The sequence below is a fragment of the Candidatus Dependentiae bacterium genome, assembly GCA_018266175.1.
Taxonomy (GTDB): domain Bacteria; phylum Babelota; class Babeliae; order Babelales; family RVW-14; genus JAFEAY01.
In genome coordinates, this window is sequence record JAFEAY010000003.1 from 333,222 (window position 1) to 354,316 (window position 21,095).

General features: G+C 39.7%; 11 protein-coding genes and 1 tRNA gene. 11 read left to right on the top strand and 1 reads right to left on the bottom strand.

Features of this window, described 5'->3' with window-relative positions; genetic code table 11:
- Nucleotides 1-15 precede the first annotated feature (15 nt).
- Both JST56_01435 and JST56_01440 read left to right on the top strand, forming a co-directional pair.
- Nucleotides 16-1,392 (top strand): hypothetical protein, encoded by a 1,377-nt coding sequence (locus JST56_01435; protein MBS1987635.1) that lies wholly within the window; start codon nt 16-18, stop codon nt 1,390-1,392.
- 243 nt (nt 1,393-1,635) lie between these two features.
- A complete protein-coding gene (locus tag JST56_01440) occupies nt 1,636-3,789 on the top strand; it encodes a hypothetical protein (protein ID MBS1987636.1) in 2,154 nt (717 codons plus the stop codon).
- A 72-nt stretch (nt 3,790-3,861) separates the two neighbouring features.
- On the opposite strand, the gene JST56_01445 is transcribed toward JST56_01440, so the two are convergent.
- Entirely contained in the window at nt 3,862-4,557 is a 696-nt protein-coding gene (locus JST56_01445) for a hypothetical protein (GenBank protein ID MBS1987637.1), read from the bottom strand.
- Between the two features lie 221 nt (nt 4,558-4,778).
- On the opposite strand from JST56_01445, the gene JST56_01450 reads away from it, so the two are divergent.
- The 9 genes from JST56_01450 to JST56_01490 all read left to right on the top strand — a co-directional run bounded on the left by JST56_01450 (nt 4,779) and on the right by JST56_01490 (nt 21,047).
- Nucleotides 4,779-6,122, top strand: a complete 1,344-nt coding sequence (locus JST56_01450) for a hypothetical protein (protein MBS1987638.1) — start codon at nt 4,779-4,781, stop codon at nt 6,120-6,122.
- Nucleotides 6,123-6,315: 193 nt separating this feature from the next.
- Entirely contained in the window at nt 6,316-7,701 is a 1,386-nt protein-coding gene (locus JST56_01455) for an MATE family efflux transporter (protein MBS1987639.1), read from the top strand.
- 18 nt (nt 7,702-7,719) lie between these two features.
- Nucleotides 7,720-8,004: an Asp-tRNA(Asn)/Glu-tRNA(Gln) amidotransferase subunit GatC gene (gatC, locus tag JST56_01460; protein MBS1987640.1), complete on the top strand. Its 285-nt coding sequence runs from the start codon at nt 7,720-7,722 to the stop codon at nt 8,002-8,004.
- Between the two features lie 5 nt (nt 8,005-8,009).
- On the top strand, nt 8,010-9,452 hold the full coding sequence (gene gatA, locus JST56_01465) for an Asp-tRNA(Asn)/Glu-tRNA(Gln) amidotransferase subunit GatA (GenBank protein ID MBS1987641.1): 1,443 nt from the start codon (nt 8,010-8,012) through the stop codon (nt 9,450-9,452).
- 1 nt (nt 9,453) lies between these two features.
- Nucleotides 9,454-10,497 (top strand): tRNA-dihydrouridine synthase, encoded by a 1,044-nt coding sequence (locus tag JST56_01470; protein MBS1987642.1) that lies wholly within the window; start codon nt 9,454-9,456, stop codon nt 10,495-10,497.
- Nucleotides 10,498-10,526: 29 nt separating this feature from the next.
- Nucleotides 10,527-11,354 carry a rod shape-determining protein MreC gene (locus tag JST56_01475; GenBank protein MBS1987643.1) on the top strand — a complete coding sequence of 276 codons (828 nt, stop codon included), beginning with the start codon at nt 10,527-10,529 and terminating at the stop codon, nt 11,352-11,354.
- A gap of 174 nt (nt 11,355-11,528) precedes the next feature.
- Nucleotides 11,529-18,458: an ankyrin repeat domain-containing protein gene (locus JST56_01480; GenBank protein ID MBS1987644.1), complete on the top strand. Its 6,930-nt coding sequence runs from the start codon at nt 11,529-11,531 to the stop codon at nt 18,456-18,458.
- A gap of 109 nt (nt 18,459-18,567) precedes the next feature.
- Nucleotides 18,568-18,644, top strand: a tRNA-Arg gene (locus tag JST56_01485).
- 351 nt (nt 18,645-18,995) lie between these two features.
- Nucleotides 18,996-21,047 (top strand): DEAD/DEAH box helicase, encoded by a 2,052-nt coding sequence (locus JST56_01490; protein ID MBS1987645.1) that lies wholly within the window; start codon nt 18,996-18,998, stop codon nt 21,045-21,047.
- Nucleotides 21,048-21,095: the final 48 nt, after the last annotated feature.

Here is a 21,095-nt window from a genome sequence, read left to right on the forward strand (position 1 = left end):
ATTAAGGAGTAGAATATGAAAAAAATGATGCAACTAAGAGTGCTCGCACTCCTCGCTGTCTTTTCACTTGCAAGCAATAATACTCAAGCAATGAAAAAAATTCTTGGGATAAGAAGCACAGAAGAACGCGAGAAGCGATTAACAACAAAAATAGATACAGCTCAAAAGGCACACGAGAATTTAAATGAGGCCCGCGCTGCTCGTGCCCGTGGTGAAATTAGCGGATCAGAACTACGAAGAGCCTATGACCAGGTAGATAGAACGTCGCGAGACCTGAGAAGTGCGATTCGTGATGTTGAAAAAAAAGGCGGCCTCTCTGAAGATCATCAAGGAAAACTTGTAGATCTTCATGGAAGGCTTGAGCAAACGCAAGCCCAACGGCAAGAAGCTGGAAAAGCAATTGATATTACTTACCAGCAGGAACTAACGCTCAAAAAAATTGGTCGATCTGTTTCTGGAAAAATAGAAGAAAAAAAGACTGAAGATGAAGCAAAGAGAGTCAGCGCGAAAGAATTTCAAAAAGAAGAAGAGCTACGTGCCTTAGGCGGCAAACCGCAAGTAAAACCAACAGAAAACGATTTAAAAGATGCTCGAGAAAAAATAGATCGATTAATGCAAAAATCTCTCGATGAAAAAATAGAAAAAATGACACCTGCGGAACGCTTAGCTGAGCTAGCAAAAGCCCAAAAAGATGCTGAAAAAGCTCGCCAAGTACTCAGCGATACAAAGGCATCACTGGAAGTTGCTGACCTTAAATTGAAAAAAAAGAACCCAGAACTTTACGATGCATATGTACAACGAGTGATCAAAGAACGTGAAGTTGGATACACAGACGGAGCAATTAAAGAACAACTCAAACAACCAGACAGTCCACGAAGACAGCAAGCTCTTGATGACTTGAGATCAAAACTCAAAGATGCAGAAACTGCACTCTCTTCTCATGACAATGAAATGAGTGGTAAATTTGGTAGTAAAAAAGTTGATCAATTTTCGCAACAATGGAAAGACATGGACACTCAACGGATTGTGACCGAACGTCTCACCGAGCAGGCTACCACAAAGCCTGCAAGTATTCGATTTACAATTTCTGAATTAGAAAAGAAAGCTCCTGAGTTTACTCCTACTACCGAGCAAAGCAAAGCACCAACTGTTCGAGATGCGCTTGGTGCTGCACAAGAAAAACCATTTTCAGAAGGTGTGACTCCTTCAAAGAAACCATCTAGTGGTGTCACAATTGGAGACAGAACAATATCAAGTGATGTAACTGAAATAAAAAGCTCACCAGGCATCGTCGTCATAGATAAGCCTGTTGCACCTCCACCGCTGCCTCCACGCAGACCAAATCCTATGGCTTCCGAAACAGATGAAAGAACATTTGTTCCTACAACATAATAATTAAACAGGCAAGTCTATAAACTGAAGGCCCGAACAGTTCGGGCCTTTTTTCATTGAATAATACTCCCAAAAAACAATTTCTCAGACAGTTACATCTGTGATTCATACCACTTCATACAACCCATTACGAAAACTCCTTGTACCGTAACCAAAAATGTTGTACAAGAAATGAAGAGAGTTGTATGAAGTATCCATTGTTAGGGCATGATTTTTTCATGCGAACAAAAAAGGTGGTATGTAATGTACTTTAAAAAAATGTTTTATCTAAAACAGGCCTGCGTATTCACGATATCACTGGTGATATCGCTTTACGCTCCTCTTTCAGGATCAAGTCTTGATGGAACATCAGGCATCATCGTCAAAAATCAAAATCATGTTTTTCATAACGGCGACAGCGCTCAAGGGTTTGTTAGACTTGGGGGCGGATTCACCGTCAGAGCAAGCAGTACTGGAACACTTGATATCGTCACGTCAGTCTCAGGCCCCATCGACCTTCGTGATAGCGGCAAGCTTCAGCTGCTGAAAGATATTGAACTTGATTCGAGTGTTACCTTGAGCTCCGGCGGATTTATTTTGGGTCGAGGAAGAGCTCTTGTTCTTAATGGTCCATTAACAATTCCTGCCGCAAAAACGCTTGTCATTTCAAGTGACACGGTTATCGAAGGTAAGGGAAATTCACTCACATTTGGACGTGATTCAAACTTTCTTGTTGATACAAATGCAACGTTAACTTTACGCAATCTTAAAGTAATTACATCAGACAGACCAGCATCGACACCCTGGGTGGGACTTGGCGGCCTCCATTCTCGACTATGCCTAGACAATGTTGAAGTTATGCTTTTTAACGACACATCTTTTTTTGGTGGCGAACTATACATTCATAACGATGTCAAAATAACTGGAACATCCGGCTTTATTTATAACTCATTTTCCCCCTGCTTTGTTGCACAAAAAAGTCGACTCTATTTTGATATTGGAACGACTTTTTCATTTGCACCACCAACCACAGATAATACTTTATTTGTGCTTCAAGATAGAACATCAACACTCCATCTCAATGGCTGTTCATTCAAAACAACTGCAACAGGGATGCGAATAACCAAAGGTAATTTAATTTTTGAAAACAAAGTTATTCTTGATACAAATACTTCACTAAGCATATCGGGCCTGTCTCTTGTTGCTAATGCCACCGAGGGAACAGGTCTTTATTCTTCAAAATGGTCACCAAATGGTCGATATATAGCAAGTGCTGGCACAGGATTTTCGTTAAATGTTCACGAGTTTATCAATACTAATTCACTCAGGCTTATTGCCAGCGGAGGAACCGGCAGCAGCAGCACTCAACCTGGAGGTGAGGTTTCTTGGAACCCATCAGGAAACAGTGTTGCAGTGATTTTTCAAAGCCCTGGTGGTGGTACACGCCAGCTTGAGGTTTTTTCATTTACCGGCACAGCACTAACAAAGATTACTGAGCGTGATTATGGAACGTTTCCATTTACCGTTGATTGGCATCCAAATGGCGTAACACTCGCAATTGGTGGCTTTGGCCCAGCAGCAGCAAACTCAGGCTTTGCAACAACAACAGAAACTCGCATTTATAATTTTGATGGCTCAAACCTTTTACCCGTAACAGGGCAAGGAGCCGGAGCTTCGTCATTGATAAAAACAGTGGCGTGGAGCCCAAATGGAAACTACTTGGCAATAGGCGGACAAGATCTTAAGTCTGGAGGCGGTTTTCTTAACAATGACCAATTACGAATTTATAGCTTTAATGGTTCAACGTTAACAACAGTAACAAGCCAACCATACGGGCCGCCTGGTCTTGTTGGTGGTGGAGAAATTGCAGCACTTGCATGGAGTCCAGATGGGACAAGGCTTGCATTGACTGGAGTAACCGCCGCTGCTGTTGGTGGTTTTGCAAGTGCTTTTGATACGCGCGTTTACGGATTTGATGGAACAAACTTAACAGCTTTGGCTGGTGATAACATCTTTGTAGGAGGAAATTATACGGGTAGAGGTATAGCGTGGGATCCCTCAGGTACTTTTCTTATTGTTGGAGGGGGAACCGGCACGGGTTTTAGAGGTCTTTATTTATTCACTGGAAGTTCATTAATCCGTGTTGCATATCCAAACCCTGACACAAGAATATTTGATGCTGATTGGCGGCCAGATGGCAAATTTATTGTTCAAGCTGAAAATACGGGTGGTTCTGGGGGAAATAATCTTCTTGTTTATAAGTTAAATTTTCTCTCTTGGCCAACGGCTCAACAAACCGCTTCAAATGGACTTATATTTGGAAACGGTTCACTTGGTGCAAGCAGCAACTTACATGTCGAAGTCCTCGGAAGCGCACATGTAACAATCAAGGGTGTTGTCAGTGATGACTCTGTCTAACCTAAGACTTAACTGTATCTGATTATTAAGGCCCGAACAGTTCGGGCCTTTTCTCTTTTTTATAATTATTACTCAAGACCGCTTGATATAAACACCAAGCGAACTCAAAAATTTCGATTCATCGCTATGACGAAAGCTTCCGCCACACAATGCAACAATATGCTGCCTGTGATTATGATGATGGTGACCACCCAAAGTAAATGGCTGAGCATCGGTCATAAAGCCACCTCCACCAAATGGCCCGTATTGTTTCCCGCTACGCAAGGTAAAAACCACTTGTGCAAGATGCATTGCACCAAAGTAACGTCCATAAACACCACTTATTTTCACCAGAGGGTCTCCTTCAGGAAACTTAATTTTTCTTTGAAATGGATCTCTTGTTCTTGAATGCTTTGGAAGCCATTTTTCTTGATAACCGGCTTGTATGTGATTTAAGACGTCTCCATACCAAACCTTCAATCGAGTGATCGGTCCCAACGACTCTGCAAGATTCCAATCGTCAAACGATTCTGTTTTAGGCACGCGCAAAATTTCGGTTCTTATTTCTTTAATAGCTCGAGAGGGGATTTTAGAGCACAAAGCGGCGATTGAACATTGCTTAGCTGCACAAGCAAGAACTTCTTTTTTATTCTGCCCTTGTGCTTGAATTGCTTTAACTTCTCGAATGGCCTTTTTTAAAACGTTAATATCTTTTTGTAGGCTCTGGACTGCGCACAAACTACCGACCAACAGGCTTATTCCAACAAAAAATATCACCACTTTTTTCATAAAGATTCCCCTTTCATAAAAATCGATTCACGAATAACTTCTTGAAAAGTGTACTCAAGATAAAAATACAAAAGCAATTAAGCACTCGATCTGCTCATGCAAATTTACACACCAAGCCCATAAGACAAACCGCTTATTTAAATCATTGCACGATCTTTCATCGAGCACTTAGGCTTGGAATAGTCGTAGTTGAATAAAAGTTTTTTTGGAAGGACCCGAGAATGAAAAATCACAGAAAAATTATAACAGTACTTGTAGCACTCACTGCACTTGTAAGTGCTCAAAAAACATATGGCATGAAGCGAATAACCAACTTTTTTAGTGGAAGCAGCAAAAAAGAAGACTCCAGACCAAGTCGAGAAGATTCAAGTACTCGGCCAACACCGAGTCGAGGCTCAGATTCAAGATCCTCATCACGCCAAACGCCACAAGAGCTTAATAGAACTCTTGGAGAACTATTTCCAGGAGAGTCTTCAAGAAGTAGCAGCCGTAGTGGCAGTAGAGAAAGCAAAAGTAGTCGAGAGGCAACTAAAGAAATAGAAATAAGTAGTCCAACAGGGTTTAGAAAAACGACCGATGATACCCTCAGCAGAATGAAACCTGAAGATGCAAAGATGATACGTGATGCACAGGCTCAACAAACACAAGATGTACAGCTTAAAAATTCAATAAAACAAGCGCAAGAAGCAATGAAGCTCAATACACAAGCAGAACTCAAAGACCAAGAAGCTCGAAGATCTCGACTGGATAGAGCAATAGAAAGTAAACCCCAGCAAAGTACTACTGAAAGCAAACAACGATTAATCAGTGAAAAAGAATCACGCGTTCAGGAACTAGGTTCAAAAATTCAGGCAGAACGAAGCAAAGACCTTTCTCCTGAAGAAAAAATTGAATCAAAAAAAATAATCGCTCAGCATGAAAAAGAAATTATGGGAATCAATAAAAGCATAAGAGAAGCTCGAGAGAATGAACGTATTGCAAAACTTACCCCAGATGAACACAAAGCCGAAATAGAACAGCTTAGACAAAAAATCAATGAGCGCAAAAAAGAGTATGCCATGGTAGAAAAATCAGGCGATGAAACGAATATCAAGACTGCAAAAAAAGAAATTCAGCGCGCTGAAGCAAAAGCAAAGCTTGCCGAAATAAAATTAGAAGAACGGCTAGCGCCTCAAGAAGCTGAATCGTTAAAAAAAACTACTGGTCCAAAAAAATCAGTAACATTCAACGAAGTTATTGAAACATCAGATAATAAACCTAAGAAAGTATACGATCCAGAAGCAGTACCCGTAAAAGGTATTTTGAAAAAACCAACAGAATCATCTGACGCAAGTCCTACAACTAAGCCAGTTGAAACTAAGACTCAAGAAACCCTTGAATTAAGCCCTGCTATGAAAAGAAAAATGGAAGCTGCTCAGAAAGCATTTGAAACACAGGAACTAAAAACAATGACGCCTGCGATGCAAAAGAGAATGGAAGCCGAGCAAAAAGCTTTTGAAAAACGTGCAACAGCTCAAAAGCCCGCTGCTCAAGAAGATGTTTTTTCTGCTTCGAAATTTGATTAAAAAAATTGAAATATAAATCTATAACACGAACAAAGCTGTGTTGTTTGAGCAACAGAGCTTTGTTCGCAAAAACAGAGTTGCGCAGTGTCGCAAATTTGCAAATCAGGCCATTTTCAATTACATTCTTGATACGTTGTTTTCAAACCAATCAATCTATGCAGCAAGAGCTGCGCATACTCGTAAAGGCATGCCCATGAAAATCCGGGAAAGCTTTCGTACCATGATGCGCCGTGGTGACTCATGTAAAGACATAATTCTCTACTGGCTGCCGGAGATTATCTCTTCGACCATTCTCTTTTCACTCACGCCAATGATTGATTCCTACCTTGTTGATAAACTCGGTTCTCTTTCAACATTTGGCGCCCTTGGTATGGCCAATAATTTTTTACATTCGCTCATCAAACTTGCTGAAGCTATTCCCGTTGCAGCAATTGCAATTATGGGACGCTACAACGGCGCACACGAATATGACGAATGTGGCAAAGGCTTAGGCGATACTTTTTGGACAACATTCTTTATTGGATTTTCACAATTTGCACTGATATTTTTTAGCGCCCCACTCATCTTTTGGTGGCTTGGTGTACCAACCAAAATGATTGCCGTTGGCACCCCTTTCTTACGCCTTCGGTCATTTGGCTTGCTGCTTGTTTTTTCATCACTGGCACTTTTAGCCTTTATGAAAGCAGTCAAAAATACCCGTGTTCCAATGATCATTCATTGCATCGGTATTGCTATCTTTATTTTATTTGATTACGCACTCATTCTGGGGAATCTTGGCTTTCCTCGCTTGGGGATTCAGGGTTCAGCTCTTGCGACTATTATTCAGTACAGCGTGGTAAATGTGCTTTCGGTCGCTTACATCTTGCTCAACCCTGACTATAAAAAATATTTCTCTCAAGCTTTTTTTTCGGTATTCAGACCCGGTAAAGCGATGCACTTGCTCAGCTTGAGCTGGCCAATTATGATTGATAAAACAGCTCTTTCGATTTCCTACGTCTGGCTCTCAAAACTTATCGCCCCTATGGGTAAAACCTGTATCGCCACCTATATGGTGGTTAAAGATCTTGAACGGTTTGCCTTTTTACCTGCAATCGCCTTTGCTCAAATTATCACCTTTTTGGTAAGTAACCGCCTTGGAGAGCGGGATAATGAAGGAGCAATGGCCAATATCAAGAAGGTCCTTTTACTGACCTCGGTGCTCACAACCGCTTCGCTCCTGGTTATGTGTGTTTACGCTCCATTTTTTATCGGTCTTTTTGACTCAAAAGGTAAATTTACCGGATTCGCCTCCCTGGCTTTGCAAATTGTCAGTATTTTGGTTATCTTTGATTTCACACAACTTGTTCTGGCCGGGGCTTTACGTGGGGCTGGTGATGTTAAGACCGTCATGTGGGGAAGAGTTCTTGCAGTAACGTTTTTTTTCATACCAATCTCATATTGCTTGTCATTTGTTCCAGACACCTATCAATCGCTTAAATTCTTTCTCATTTATGGCTCATATTACGTAGCAACTGGCATTATGGGCATTATTTTCTTGATAAGAATTAAGAATCGTGGCTGGCAAAGAACTGAGATTTAATTTTATTATGGAGATTTAGTGGCTACCTTTACCAAAGAAGAATTACTCAAAATTGCACACCTTTCATCGCTCAAGCTGGATGAACAAGAGATCCCTGTTTTTGTTGATCAAATCACCGCAATTTTACAATACGTTGAACAGCTTGCAACGGCACAGGTTTGTGCACAAACCGAGCCGATAAGAAATGTTAATGTATTGCGTGATGATATTGCACGTTCAACCGACCCAGAGCCGCTCCTTGCACGTGCTCCACAGCGTATTGAAAACTATTTTGGTGTGCCACAAATTTTAGAAGAAAAATAAGATTCATGAACTCATTTTTAACTATCAAAGAAATTAAAGAAAAGCTTGCACGTAAAGAAGTTTCGGTTGCTGAAGTTTCTGCTTTTTACCAAGAACGCCTCAACCAATACAATCCAAAACTTAATGCTGCGCTTGAGATTTTTGATAACCCAGAGCTTCCGAATGACAAAACCGTTCATGGGACTCTTGGTGGCATTCCGTGTATTATCAAAAGTAATATCAGCCAAAAAGACCGCATCACCAATGCTGGTTCAAAAATTTTACAAAACTATAAAGCTCCCTATGATGCAACAGTAACCGCACGTATCAAGCAAGCAGGTGCTGTTTCTCTTGGCTCAGGCAACATGGATGAATTTGCAATGGGCAGCTCAGGCGATTTTTCAGCCTATGGGCCAACACACAACCCTTGGCAGCAGGGGCGAGTTCCGGGCGGTTCAAGCTCGGGGCCTGCAGCTGCAGTTGCTGCAGGATTAGTTCCTTTTGCACTTGGCACAGAAACCGGTGGCTCGGTTCGCCATCCTGCAGCGTATTGTAGCTTGGTAGGCATGTACCCAACGCACGGGCATAATTCACGCTATGGCGTTATCGCCTTTGCATCATCAACCGACCAGGTTGGCCCACTGACTAAAACCGTCTACGATAATGCTTTGGTTATGAGCGCTCTTTCAGGTTTTGATCCACTCGACTCAACTTCGGTCCAACAAGAAGCACAGGATTACACCAAAGAGCTTGATGGTAAATTACCTACAGGACTCAAAATTGGTATTATTAATGATGGGGTCCAAACTGATGGCCTTGATCCGCAAATAAGAACTTCATTTAATGGTGCACTTGAGCAGCTCAAAAAGCTTGGCGCTACCGTTAAATCAATAAATTTGCCTCACTTTAAATATGGCATTGCACTGTATTTTATTATCAGCCGAGCTGAGGCAGCATCAAATCTTTCTCGTTTTGATGGCACGCTTTACGGTGCTCGCTCTGAACATATGGAAAATTTATTAGATATGTACCTCAATACCCGCCAAGAGGGATTTGGAATTGAAGTTAAACGCCGCATTTTGGTTGGCAACTATGTTCTTTCTGCTGGACACCAAGATCAGTATTACAACAAAGCGCAGTTAGTTCGTGCCATGGTTCGTGCAGAATTTGAAGCAGCATTTAACGATGTCGACCTTTTGGTCAGCCCAACAACCGCTAACTTGCCATTTAAAATTGGGGAGTTAGTCAATGACCCAATTGCTATGTACATGAATGATTATTACAGCACAGCAAATTGTATTATTGGCACACCGGCTATTTCAATTCCCTGTGGTTTTTCACAAGAAAATTTACCAATTGGGTTCCAACTTCTTGGACCTCGACTTTCTGAGCAACTCCTTTACAAAGTTGCTTACGCGTTTGAACAGAGTACAGATTATCATTTACGTTTTCCAGGTGGCTTTGAGTAATATGAGTAATAGTTTTTGGTTTGAAAAAATTCGTTTTGGTTCACTCGAAGTTCCTCGTTTTATGGTAGCACCGCTTGACGGTATTACCGATTCGCCGCTCCGACGGCTCATTCGTGACTTTTCGGTCACAGAGCTGATGTTCACGGAAATGCGCCATGTGTCATGCGTATGCTACGAGCGCGGCGAGCCTTCACTACGCTACCAGCAGGTTGAACAGCCGCTGGCTTTTCAGTTTTCTGCTAACCGACTTGATTTGATTGATGAAGCGGTAGAGAAGGTTATTGCCAAGGGCTTTGTGATGATCAATCTGAACTGCGGATGCCCTGCCCCTGCGGTTATTAAATCGGGGTCCGGCTCTGCACTCATGGCAGATAAAGATCGTCTTACCTTGCTTATTAAGCAATTCATCAAAGCGATTAATGGACGCCTACCTTTTACTATCAAAATTCGGGCTGGATTCAAAGAACGGAATGCTGTTGATATTGCTAAGCTTGCGCAAGATTTGGGGGTTGACGGGCTGATTATTCACCCTCGAACGCAGCCTGAGGGTTTTGCTTCTCGGTTGGATTATGATCTGACCGCAAAAGTTAAAGCAGCAGTTAACATTCCATTAATTTTTTCCGGTAATATCAATCGATTTGAGCAAGCTGAAAAAGTCTATGCCATGACCGGCGTTGATGGCTTTATGATTGGTCGGGCACTCTGGGGCGCTCCATGGAAAATGCGCGAGATGACCGATGCTGCTGCGGGCAAAGTCTTTAGCGTTGATACCAAAACTTCACTTGATTACTGCATACGACATCTTGATTTGAATATGGAGCATTACGGTTCACGAGGATTTTCTCATTTCAAAAAGCAAATACCTCAATATATTCGAACCGTACAAGGAGCATCGGAATGGCGCGCCAAGCTTTTGCGAACACAAAATGAAGCTGAAATGCGCGTGATGCTTGATATGATTGTTCAGGAGAATACCCCTGTAAATAATCCTGATCTCTTGCCAACAGCTTCAAAAAGCTCTCAAGCTGAATGCAACCAGGTCTAACACTTCAAGGAAAATAAAGCTCAACACCAATGAAAATACTTAGAAAAATACTCATTTTTTGTTGCCTTGCAACTGGACTTTTTTTTGTTGCACACCGTGTTTTATTTTTTAAGCACGGGATGCTTGAAGATGCAATTTCGTATGCTACATATCCAGTGCTCTGGATTGGCAACGTTGTACAAGCAACAACCAATTCATGTACAGATTTCTTTCAATCACACGCTGCACTGCGTCAGCAGTGCCAGGAATTGCAGGCACAATGCGATACGCTCCAAGGAGCACTGACTGCGCAAGTAGCAGCTGCTCATTATTATGAGGGCAGCAAAGAATTAATCGATTTTTTACAGCGATATGATCTTGAAAATAAGCTTTTTGCCAAAGTACTAATTCAGCACCTTGACGATGATGAGCATTATTACTACATCAATCAAGGCTCAAGCCACGGCGTTACCAAAGACATGGTTGCTTTATACAAGTTTCAAATTCTTGGTCGAGTAACCGAAGTTTATCCTTGGTACAGCAAAGTAATGCTCATTACCGACAAGCATTGCAAAGTTGCCGCCTATACCAATACTACTAATGCTAACGGGATCGTTAAAGGGCTCAATAAGCTTGATGAGTGTGAACTTATTTATGTAAGTCATCTACTCCCAATTTCTGATGATGATTTAGTTCTTTCAAGTGGACAGGGGCTGGTCTTTCCTGAAGGTTTTTGCCTTGGACAAGTTGCTCGCCATGCGCTGCAAGAGCAGGCGCTGTATCACACCATTTACGTTCGCCCTATGGTCGATTTCAAAGCAATAAAGTTTTGTTGGCTTACCGATCAAGCAAAAATAGACTTTTTTAGGGTCTCTTAACCCTCCTCAAATTTCCAAATAAAGCGAATTGAAAGAGCTTAAAACCCCCTTTTTGCTCCTTTTTAGCTGTTTTCTTGGTGCATTTGAATTATTTTCAGATATGAATTATTATATAATTTTATCTATATCTGTAATTTATGATTCAGTGTGATGCAACGAGAAATGGAGGTTTCTATGAAGCTTAAGCATATTTTTATTTTTATACTCGCGATTCAGTGCATGGCCTCTTTGACCGGTATGAAACCTGATGCAAATCAAAATATCATTCATGAAAAAGAGAATAAAAAACGTACATTGTCTGAATCTGGGCTTCAAGCATCAAGTAATGCTCTTGAACCTTTACGCTCTAAGAGTTGTACACAGCACCTTGAAGAATCTCTTAAAAATGTCCGTACGACTTTTTCCCTTACCGCTATCATTGAAGCACATCTTGCAAGTAATGACCAAGAAGAACAAGCGCGTGAATTGCTTAATTATCTTAACAATCCTGCAACATACCACACACAAAACCCAACCCGTCATGCACTTGCTCAAAAATGGATACGAAATGCAACCTCACGCATTTCCCCAGATGAAACACGCTTTTTAACAGAAATTATTACTAATGCGTGCGATGCCTGCCTAGATCCATTACATGCTATTGGAAAACGTGGCTTAGGATTTTTCTCTATTTTTAATACCTTAGCATGGAATGCAACGATAGAAGTAAAAACTTCGTATTATGATATCAACGGACAATTACAAAATTACTCTATGCTCTTCGAAAAAGTTGAAAATGGAAATAAAGAACAATCAATTAATGTTACTTTTAATTATACACAGAATACAAATTGCACAGGCACAGGGACAACGGTGTGCATAAAACCTGCTCTGGGTAACCTAATTTCCGATTCCTTTCTGAGCAAACTTACAATCTCATCTTGTAAATCACTTCGCTTTTATACTCATGTACCAATTATTTTAAAAACTGAAGACGTTTATGGATTGGAGAAAAGCAACTTCCTGATCAACATAGGACTTTCAAATAATTCTAACCAAGCTCCAATTCAAGTCTCACTCTCACCTCATAAGATCACAGTACACGATAGCGGCAGAGGAATGCCACTTTGGACAGCCTTACAAGATCTCTTAATTCCGAGCCAGTCACTTAAAAATCCTCCAATAAAAAAAATTGATTCAATAATCCCTATACCCAAACGAGCTCAAGCATTGCATCATTCTTCACATTTTTTTATGACAGCTAATGGTGTTACTATCATCTGCAAAAAGCTTCCAATACCCTTATTCAATGATCAAAACCAATTACAAGATCTCTTTATCGAATTACCCAAGTGGACAAGTACAACCTTAGCTCTCAATGAAATTACTATAAGCAATGATGGTTTAAGCGATGAAGAAGTTTTTATAAAAAAAATGATTCTTGCTACTATTCAAGAAGTCATATCTGGAAAAAACAAGGATAACCAAGTACTTTATGCCCTCTATCAAGCACTTGATGTCTGGGAAAAAGAATCTTCATCTACCCACATAAAGGGAAAATTTTCTAAATATCTCCAAGATCAATTAAACCAGGCGTTAAAATCTGAACGAACATTTGCTGCTCCGCTGGAATTTGTCCCGCTTTACAACAAGTTATTTAAACATGCTAATGACGGTATTACGATTATTCCAGTTCATCCAGCTCTTGTTTATAATAATTATGAACCACTTGAAGAACATCTCATGAAGCTTGGGCGCGAGCGCCTTGCAACACCTTCAAGAAATCCCCTAAAATTACTTAAACAAAGGGGAGCTGCTGGCGAACTTATCTTTGGTTTATATGTTTTTTGCGCTTCGAATCTTACGCAAGCTTCTCATCTTGGACTACGAACATGCATTTTTATCCCAGAAAGTATTTTTACTGAAGCAAAAAGTGAAGCTGAACTCATCAATAGATTATTATGTTCACTTCCTGAACGACGATATCAAGCAACAGCCGAGATTAAATCTTCACGTATGCAAACACTCACTGCAGAACAGCAGCAAATATTTAACTCTTTTTGCAGTCAATATCATCTTTTATTTGAACAATTCAAACTCTCACCCGGTACACTTTCAGGCTCAAACCAATTTGCCTATTCATGGACTGAAAATGTAACAGCCCCTTTGACGTCGCTTGTCCCTAATAGACAGGCAATTACAACCAGACTGATGCAAGATTCACTGAGTTTCAATATGTTCCAACTTATCCTAACAACACTTAATATTTCTCCAGAAATACATCAAGAGATTCAATCACTTCATGGGACTCATTTAGGTGGATACAGAAATTTATTTAATTTTGGCCCTCAAAGCCTTCCTTACACCTACGGCGCTGGCGATACAAAAATTTCCTGTACTTTTAATGGGGTTACTACACATTATTGTGGCATGATTGCACCACTTATTTGCATGCTCGACCCAGAAGAAAAAATATATTTACACAATATAATGCAGCTTCAAAAAAAAGATTTTCTTGAAAAAATAAGCTCATCCAATAGAGATCGCCTTTTATCATCATATCAGCTTCATATTCCCAGTTCACTTGGCGGAACACCATTGTTTTTTCTAGGAGCTCTTGCAGCAAAAACAAATTACAATGCTCAAGCTCGAGAACTCATTAAAACGATTATTGATACGGTTAAAGGCCCCGAAGAGCTTGCATTTATAACCACAATACTTATTAATTTACCTGAAACCCTTTTTAAGCATGTCCTAACTCCTGCCGGTCTGGAAACACTCAAATCGGTTATTCATTATTATATTCAGGAAAAAATTGAACCTATAACGATAAAAAAGTTTTATGCAAAACTTCAACTCATTAACCATGAAAAAATTCAAAACATTCTCTCATTTGCAGCTCAGGAACAAGCATCTAAAAGCATTGAACGAATTTTTGAAAAGCTTATGCAAGGACAAGCGGATATTCTTGAAAGCTTTTCAACATTACCACCGGAACTTACAAAGCAGGAAAACAAGATTCCTCAAGAAAAGACCTTCCTTCTTTCTCAACTTTTTGAAACGCATTGCCAAAATAATAATTTCTCAGAAGCACTTGACCAACAAGATATAGAAACAATCATCAAGCAAATACAATCGTCTCCTAGAAAAGAACTTAAAAAAATTGAACAGTGCTCCGAAGCTGGTAGTGAACGAAATTATATTGATGCAACAGTAATTGAAGCATTGCAAAATTCGATTGACGCATCACGCGAATTTTATAACAACCTCAACATCCTAACCGATGCTCAAACAGATAAGCTTGCAACCATTGATATAAGACTTGAACGACAACAAACAAATATCAAGGATCATGAAGCAATTAAGCTTACGATACACGACAATGCCGGATTCCCAAGTCTTCGTACACTTCTAACCAATTTCATCCTTCCAGACTTAAGTGAAAAATCGGCGGCGGCAGGAGCAATTGGCGAAATGGGTAATGGCTCATTTAAAATGTATCAAAAGGCTCAAGTTGTTCATGTTTTAACACGTACAACCAAAAATCCAAATTTATGTTATTTACTCAAAATTGAACCTGTCAGATCTCAAGGATCAGAATTGGTTAAAGACCTTGCATTAACCTGTTCGGATGTTTCATCATTAATTCAACCAGACTTTCATGGAACTTCTATTACCATAACGCTCCAAGAAGAATCGAGTGTTGCCACTGAGATGACGCTTGCAAGTACAATTGATTTTTTACACAACTACATAGGAAGCACCACCGCACATCTCACCGATGGAATTCCTTTCAAAATTATGCTTCACACCAATAATGAATCTATTGAACTTAATAAAGATTCTTCAAAAGAAATTCTTGATACTTTTGTTAATTGCAATAGCAAGCCTATAATACGTGTTTTCAAAAGGGCTCAACAGTATCTTTCTAGTTTTATTACTACAGCAGGAATTCCATTCTGCCCACTCGATATATTTGCCACTGAGCAAAACCTTCTCCCCCCAAGTTTTATTAAACAGCTTGGAAATGGCTATATCATCGACTTTGCTCCTGGAACATATGAACCGGTACAAAGCAGAACAAAATTGCAACTCATGATTCCAAGGAATAAAATTCGTGAAATTTTCTTAGATATTTTTTATGCGCAAGGATTAGAAAAAGCAATTAATGAGCAAATCCTTTTAGAACAAGGAAATAAAAGCTCAGATGAATCATTTCTAAAAAATAATTTCACTCACTTTTTCAGCCGATGTTCTCTGTTCCAACTAACGCCCAGCATAAAGGATCAAGAAATTTTTGATACAGCTCTGAGCCTCTTTCTAAAAAATGGAATTTGGCAATCCAATATTTTAGAATCAAAATTTTTTGATTTTTATAGAAATACAAATCACTCATCAATGAGTTTTGGCGAATACCTCCAAGAAATACATAAAGAGCTCCTCAATGCGGATGAAAAATATTTTCAAACTATTCAATGTAACCTTTATGCTGAATATCTAGCAGATATTAATAGCCTGTTTTCTTTACCAACCACAAATGAAAAAATAGCTGCTTTAGCTGGTCTGAAAACCAAATTTCAAGACAACATCACACGAAACCTTGCAAGCATCGATCAAGCAAGAGCATTATCACGCAGAGAAGTAATAAACACATGGGGGCAACAGAAGATAAGTCAAATCACCAGGCCAGACTCAGCGCTGAATGGAATACATCAAGGATTATTTAAAACTATTGTTATGAGTTGGATTAGTAGAAAAATGAACCCTCATAATTATTTCTATCATCCTGAAGTTCTTGCACAAGTATTCATAGACAATTTGACGGCCAAGGTAATTCCATCTCTCCTACAACAAAGTCAACAAGATTCCCCAAGCATACAAACAAATTCTGTTGAAGCAAACAAACTGATTGCACTCCTAGACTGCGTGAACACTCTTTTTTGCTCTGAATATCTATCCCTATCAGTTCCTCAGCTTATTAATAACGGCAGTAAGTCAATTTCCTGCTTTTTTTCAAACAACCTCAAGAAAAATACACTAGGCTTCTACCAACAAAACAAAAACCAAATCACTTTAAATCATGAAAATATCAATTTTATCGACATGATTACGCTTTTGGAAAAAATAAGATATTTCGATTCTGAAAAAAATTTGATTTCAGAAATTCAAAACGATAGCGCTTTTCAAACAATGTATCAGCCAACTCTTGGTAAAGTTCCAGTACTCATTCACGAACTTGAGCATGCTCGTCGTTACCATCTTCTTAATCAAGATCCAGGAAAAGGTGGGTGTGAGAAACACGATGACGGCTATGATATTGATAATAATTGCCTAAAATTTGATGCTTGTGCACAGAGCTGGGCAGAGTATGCTTTTAAGAAGGGTCTCATTTTAAATTGGATTAAAAAAGTTCAAAATATTTTACGTCAAGACCCAGAACTCACATTCATTATCATCAACATTACTAAGAAATCGGATGATGACCAGACTAAACAAATTATTGCTACACTGACAAATATTACATCAACACAAGCTCATATAAATGGATCACAAACTAATAAGACGATTGCCCCAAGGGTAATACCATCCATCGTTTTAGAAGATGCTCCTATTTTCAAATCATTGAAAAAACTCAAAGCATTTTTAGCACAAGGCAACGATATTAATAAACAATATCCGATAATCAAATTGACAATCCTTCATAAAGCAGTTACGGAGCAACTACCCGCCTACATCGAAGAACTTTTGAAAGAAAAAGCAAATCCAAACCTGCAAGATGCTGATGGCGACACGCCTCTTCATAAACTGTTTAAGACACCATATAGAAAATCAAGTAAAGAAATTGCAGAGCTGCTCATTGCATACAAAGCAAGCTTGGAAATAACGAACCATAAAGGAGATACGCCTTTCCACATAGCCGCAACTCAAACCTCGGGTCTCTATACTCATTTGCTCAAGCTCTTACAAAATGTAAATATCCAAAACGCTCAAACAGGTCAAACTCTGCTGCATATGATCTCAGCTCTTGCTTCTGACAAATCAGATCGAGCATTATATCTACTCCTTGAAAGACAAGCTGATGTGACTATTGCCGATGCTCAAGGCAATCTTCCACTTCACTATGCAGTTCAAAATAAAGACATCGATATTATAAAAAAACTTCTTGATGCAAACAAAGACGTCACTATCAATGCAAAAAATAAGATTGGTAAAACGCCGCTCTTCTTTGCGATTCAATCAAATAACATTGAAATTATTGATTTCCTTATCCAGCAAGGCGCTGATCCAAATATTGTTGATTATCAAGGAAATAACATGCTCCATCATGCTTTTTCATATAAACTTACAATCACTGCATCGGTAATTAAACATCTCATTAATAAAATTAATAATAATTTTGTTAATACGCCGAACCATAATGGAGAACTCCCAGCACATATAATTTCACCGTATGAAGTTGAAGGTACCTTTAAACTTATTATGAACAAAACGAAAAATCTCAATGCTCAAGATAAATATGGTGATACAGCGCTGCATAATCTCTTAAAAAAACCTATTGCTAACAACAATAAACATTATAAAAATCTCAGCTATCTAGCTAATCTGCTTAATCGCAAAAATTTACCACTCAATGTACGAAATTGCTATGGTATTACACCACAACATTATGCTCTTGAGAACAATTATCCTGAAAAATATCTCAATATTTTTACATCAAAAGAATTACTCGCTCTTCCTGAAGAATTTCACAACACACCACTTCATTGGGCTGCTGAAAATGGGTGCTCTGATTATGTTTGCGCACACATTGAAAGTGGTCAGTATCAGGTCGATAGCACACGCGACGGATTATCGCCGCTTCACCTTGCTGCATATCATGAACACTTGGATACGGTAAAAACACTCATTGGATTGCAGGCAAATATTAATCTCACCGATTCATGGGGACAAACAGCACTTCATTGGGCCCTTCTTGGTAATCATCAAAACGTTATTGATTACTTGTTAGAACAGGGAGCAAATCCTGATGCGCAAGATCATCTTGGAAGAAAACCTGATTTAGAAGGTAAAAACCTGAAAAGCTCAGAAAAACTTGCAAAGTTTTCGCTCAACCGCAACAACTAAATAAACTTTCTGGAAAGTATGAAAAAATACTTTGAATTGAACGTTTAGCTGGATCTTTACAGATTTTTATGGTAAAAATAGGAGCATAATCTGAAATTTTAAATTTTATGCGCCTGTAGCTCAATTGGATAGAGTACCGGACTTCGAATCCGTTGGTTGCAGGTTCGACTCCTGCCAGGCGCACCATCCTTATAGAAAAGCACTTCACCTTAACTCCTAAAACCTATATAATTAACGATAGGGGTACCTATAGCTCAGGCGAATACTTTGAGGCTCTGCGCTTGCTCATGACTTCGCAATTCCTAATCGCTAGGTCACGTTTTTATCCAACTTGCCCATCAAAGCCTCGACAAAGTCGGAAGCCTGACGAGGGATCCTGTCCGCCGTAACTTTAACACAAGCTAAAAGCCATATTAGGCACACCAGCCTACGCTCTAACGAGCTACGTCTGGCAGAACCAACCGCTTACATACGTAGACTGTCCGAATAAAACGGACTCACACGCAACACTATTTCTCATTTTACCCTCGGGAACCTATGCCAAAATACGATAAACCGGAACAAAAAAGATCTTACAAAACATCTTCAGATCAAACAAAAAAATATGCGTCACACAAAGCCTCAGACTCAAGGCGCGATACTGGAAAATCATTTAGACCAAGTCGTGATTTAGATTCAAGTGGAGCTCCTGAAAGACGCGGGGGTCAACGTCGTGATAACGACAGACCTTTTGGCGCTCGATCATTTGGCGACAAACCATACAACTCTGAACGGTCTTTTAATAAACCAGAGCATTCGTTCAATCGGCCAGAACGTTCAAACAACAGACCTGCTCGAACTTTTGGTGATAAGCCTTTCAACTCTGATAGGTCTTTTAACCGACCAGAGCGTTCATCTGACAGACCGGAACGTTCGTTCAATCGCCCAGAAAGATCAAACGACAGACCTGCTCGAACTTTTGGCAGTGAAGTTAAACCTGCTTGGGCACATAGAACTGAAGGCTCAAACCGCAACTTCGATTCAAGCGGCGCTCCTGAAAAACGTTGGGGGCAACATCGTAATAACGAAAGACCTTTTAGTGCTCGCCCATCGGGTGATAGACCTTTTGGCGCTCAATCATTTGGCGACAAACCATACAACGCCGAACGATCTTTTAATAAACCAGAGCGATCATTTGATAGACCGAATCGTTCGTTCAATCGACCAGAAAGATCAACCGACAGACCTGCTCGAACTTTTGGCAGTGAAGGTAAGCCTGCTTGGGCTAAGCGTAGTCCTGATTCAAGCGGTGCTCCTGAAAAACGTTGGGGGCAGCGTCGTGATAACGACAAACCTTCAAATCCAGAACGGTCAGCAAGCCGACCAGAGCAAACTGCCGAAAAACCTGTTCGAGCATATAACGATACAAGCAGAACAACATGGTCAAGCCGCAGCCCAGGCCGCACTTCAACTCGTCCAACCGGCGGACAAGGAAGAGGTAAAACAGTTAAAAAATTTAATCCTTCAGACTTTATAAAAAAAGTTGAAGAGCAAGTAATATCAGCTGCATATGTCCCTAAGCATGCTTTTTCAGATTTTCTTGTTGAAGAGCAAGTTAAGCAGAACATCATTAAACGAGGGTACACAACACCCACACCCATTCAAGATCAAACTATTCCGCTCTTGCTTGAGGGTAAAGACGTTATCGGCACGGCAAACACCGGCACCGGTAAAACAGCTGCTTTCTTGATTCCGCTAGTAAATAATCTCTTAACAAAAAAAACCTCTCGAGTGTTGATTATTACCCCAACTCGAGAGTTAGCTGCTCAAATTCAAGCTGAACTTGAATTTTTCAAGGCTGGAACAGGATTTTCTTCGGTGCTCTGCATTGGCGGATTAAGTATTAATCTTCAAATTAATGTTTTAAAACGAGATCCAGAATTTGTCATAGGCACACCAGGTCGATTAAAAGATTTAGAACAAAATAGACATTTAAATCTGTCCAAATACAATTCTATTGTTCTTGACGAAGTTGATACAATGCTTGATATGGGATTCATTAATGATATGAAATATATCCTTTCAAGATTACCTGAAAACCGTCATTCACTCTTCTTTTCAGCAACAATTTCTCCTGAAATTAAGATGTTAATGAATCAGTTTTTACGCAATCCAGTTTCAATCAGCGTCAAGACAAGACAAACCGCTGAAAACGTAAACCAGGATATCATCAAGGTCAATCCTTTAAATAAAATTGAAGTGTTGCACGATCTTCTCATTAAGCCTGAGTTTACTAAAGTAATCATCTTTGTAAGAACCAAACGATCAACCGATAAACTATCCAAGAACTTACGCGAGCGCGGCTTTAAGATTGCTACAATGCATGGCGATAAGAGTCAAGCTCAACGCAAAAAAGCTCTTGCGATGTTCAAAGATAATCACATCAAAATCCTGCTTGCTACCGACGTTGTTGCTCGAGGAATAGATATCGACGATGTTTCGCATGTTATCAATTACGATCTTCCTCAAACTCATGAAGATTATATTCACAGAATTGGCAGAACTGGTCGAGCTAACAAAGTTGGCCAAGCGCTTACTTTTATTGAATAAAACTTCAGTAATAAGTCGTACTTAATTTTCATATTTCCAATGGGTGTT

Excerpts from the sequence above, each read along its gene's own strand:
- JST56_01435 (MBS1987635.1), top strand. The coding sequence starts at position 16 with ATGAAAAAAATGATGCAACTAAGAGTGCTCGCACTCCTCGCTGTCTTT.
- JST56_01440 (MBS1987636.1), top strand. The coding sequence starts at position 1,636 with ATGTACTTTAAAAAAATGTTTTATCTAAAACAGGCCTGCGTATTCACG.
- JST56_01445 (MBS1987637.1), bottom strand. The coding sequence starts at position 4,557 with ATGAAAAAAGTGGTGATATTTTTTGTTGGAATAAGCCTGTTGGTCGGT.
- JST56_01450 (MBS1987638.1), top strand. The coding sequence starts at position 4,779 with ATGAAAAATCACAGAAAAATTATAACAGTACTTGTAGCACTCACTGCA.
- JST56_01455 (MBS1987639.1), top strand. The coding sequence starts at position 6,316 with ATGAAAATCCGGGAAAGCTTTCGTACCATGATGCGCCGTGGTGACTCA.
- gatA (MBS1987641.1), top strand. The coding sequence starts at position 8,010 with ATGAACTCATTTTTAACTATCAAAGAAATTAAAGAAAAGCTTGCACGT.
- JST56_01470 (MBS1987642.1), top strand. The coding sequence starts at position 9,454 with ATGAGTAATAGTTTTTGGTTTGAAAAAATTCGTTTTGGTTCACTCGAA.
- JST56_01475 (MBS1987643.1), top strand. The coding sequence starts at position 10,527 with ATGAAAATACTTAGAAAAATACTCATTTTTTGTTGCCTTGCAACTGGA.
- JST56_01480 (MBS1987644.1), top strand. The coding sequence starts at position 11,529 with ATGAAGCTTAAGCATATTTTTATTTTTATACTCGCGATTCAGTGCATG.
- JST56_01490 (MBS1987645.1), top strand. The coding sequence starts at position 18,996 with ATGCCAAAATACGATAAACCGGAACAAAAAAGATCTTACAAAACATCT.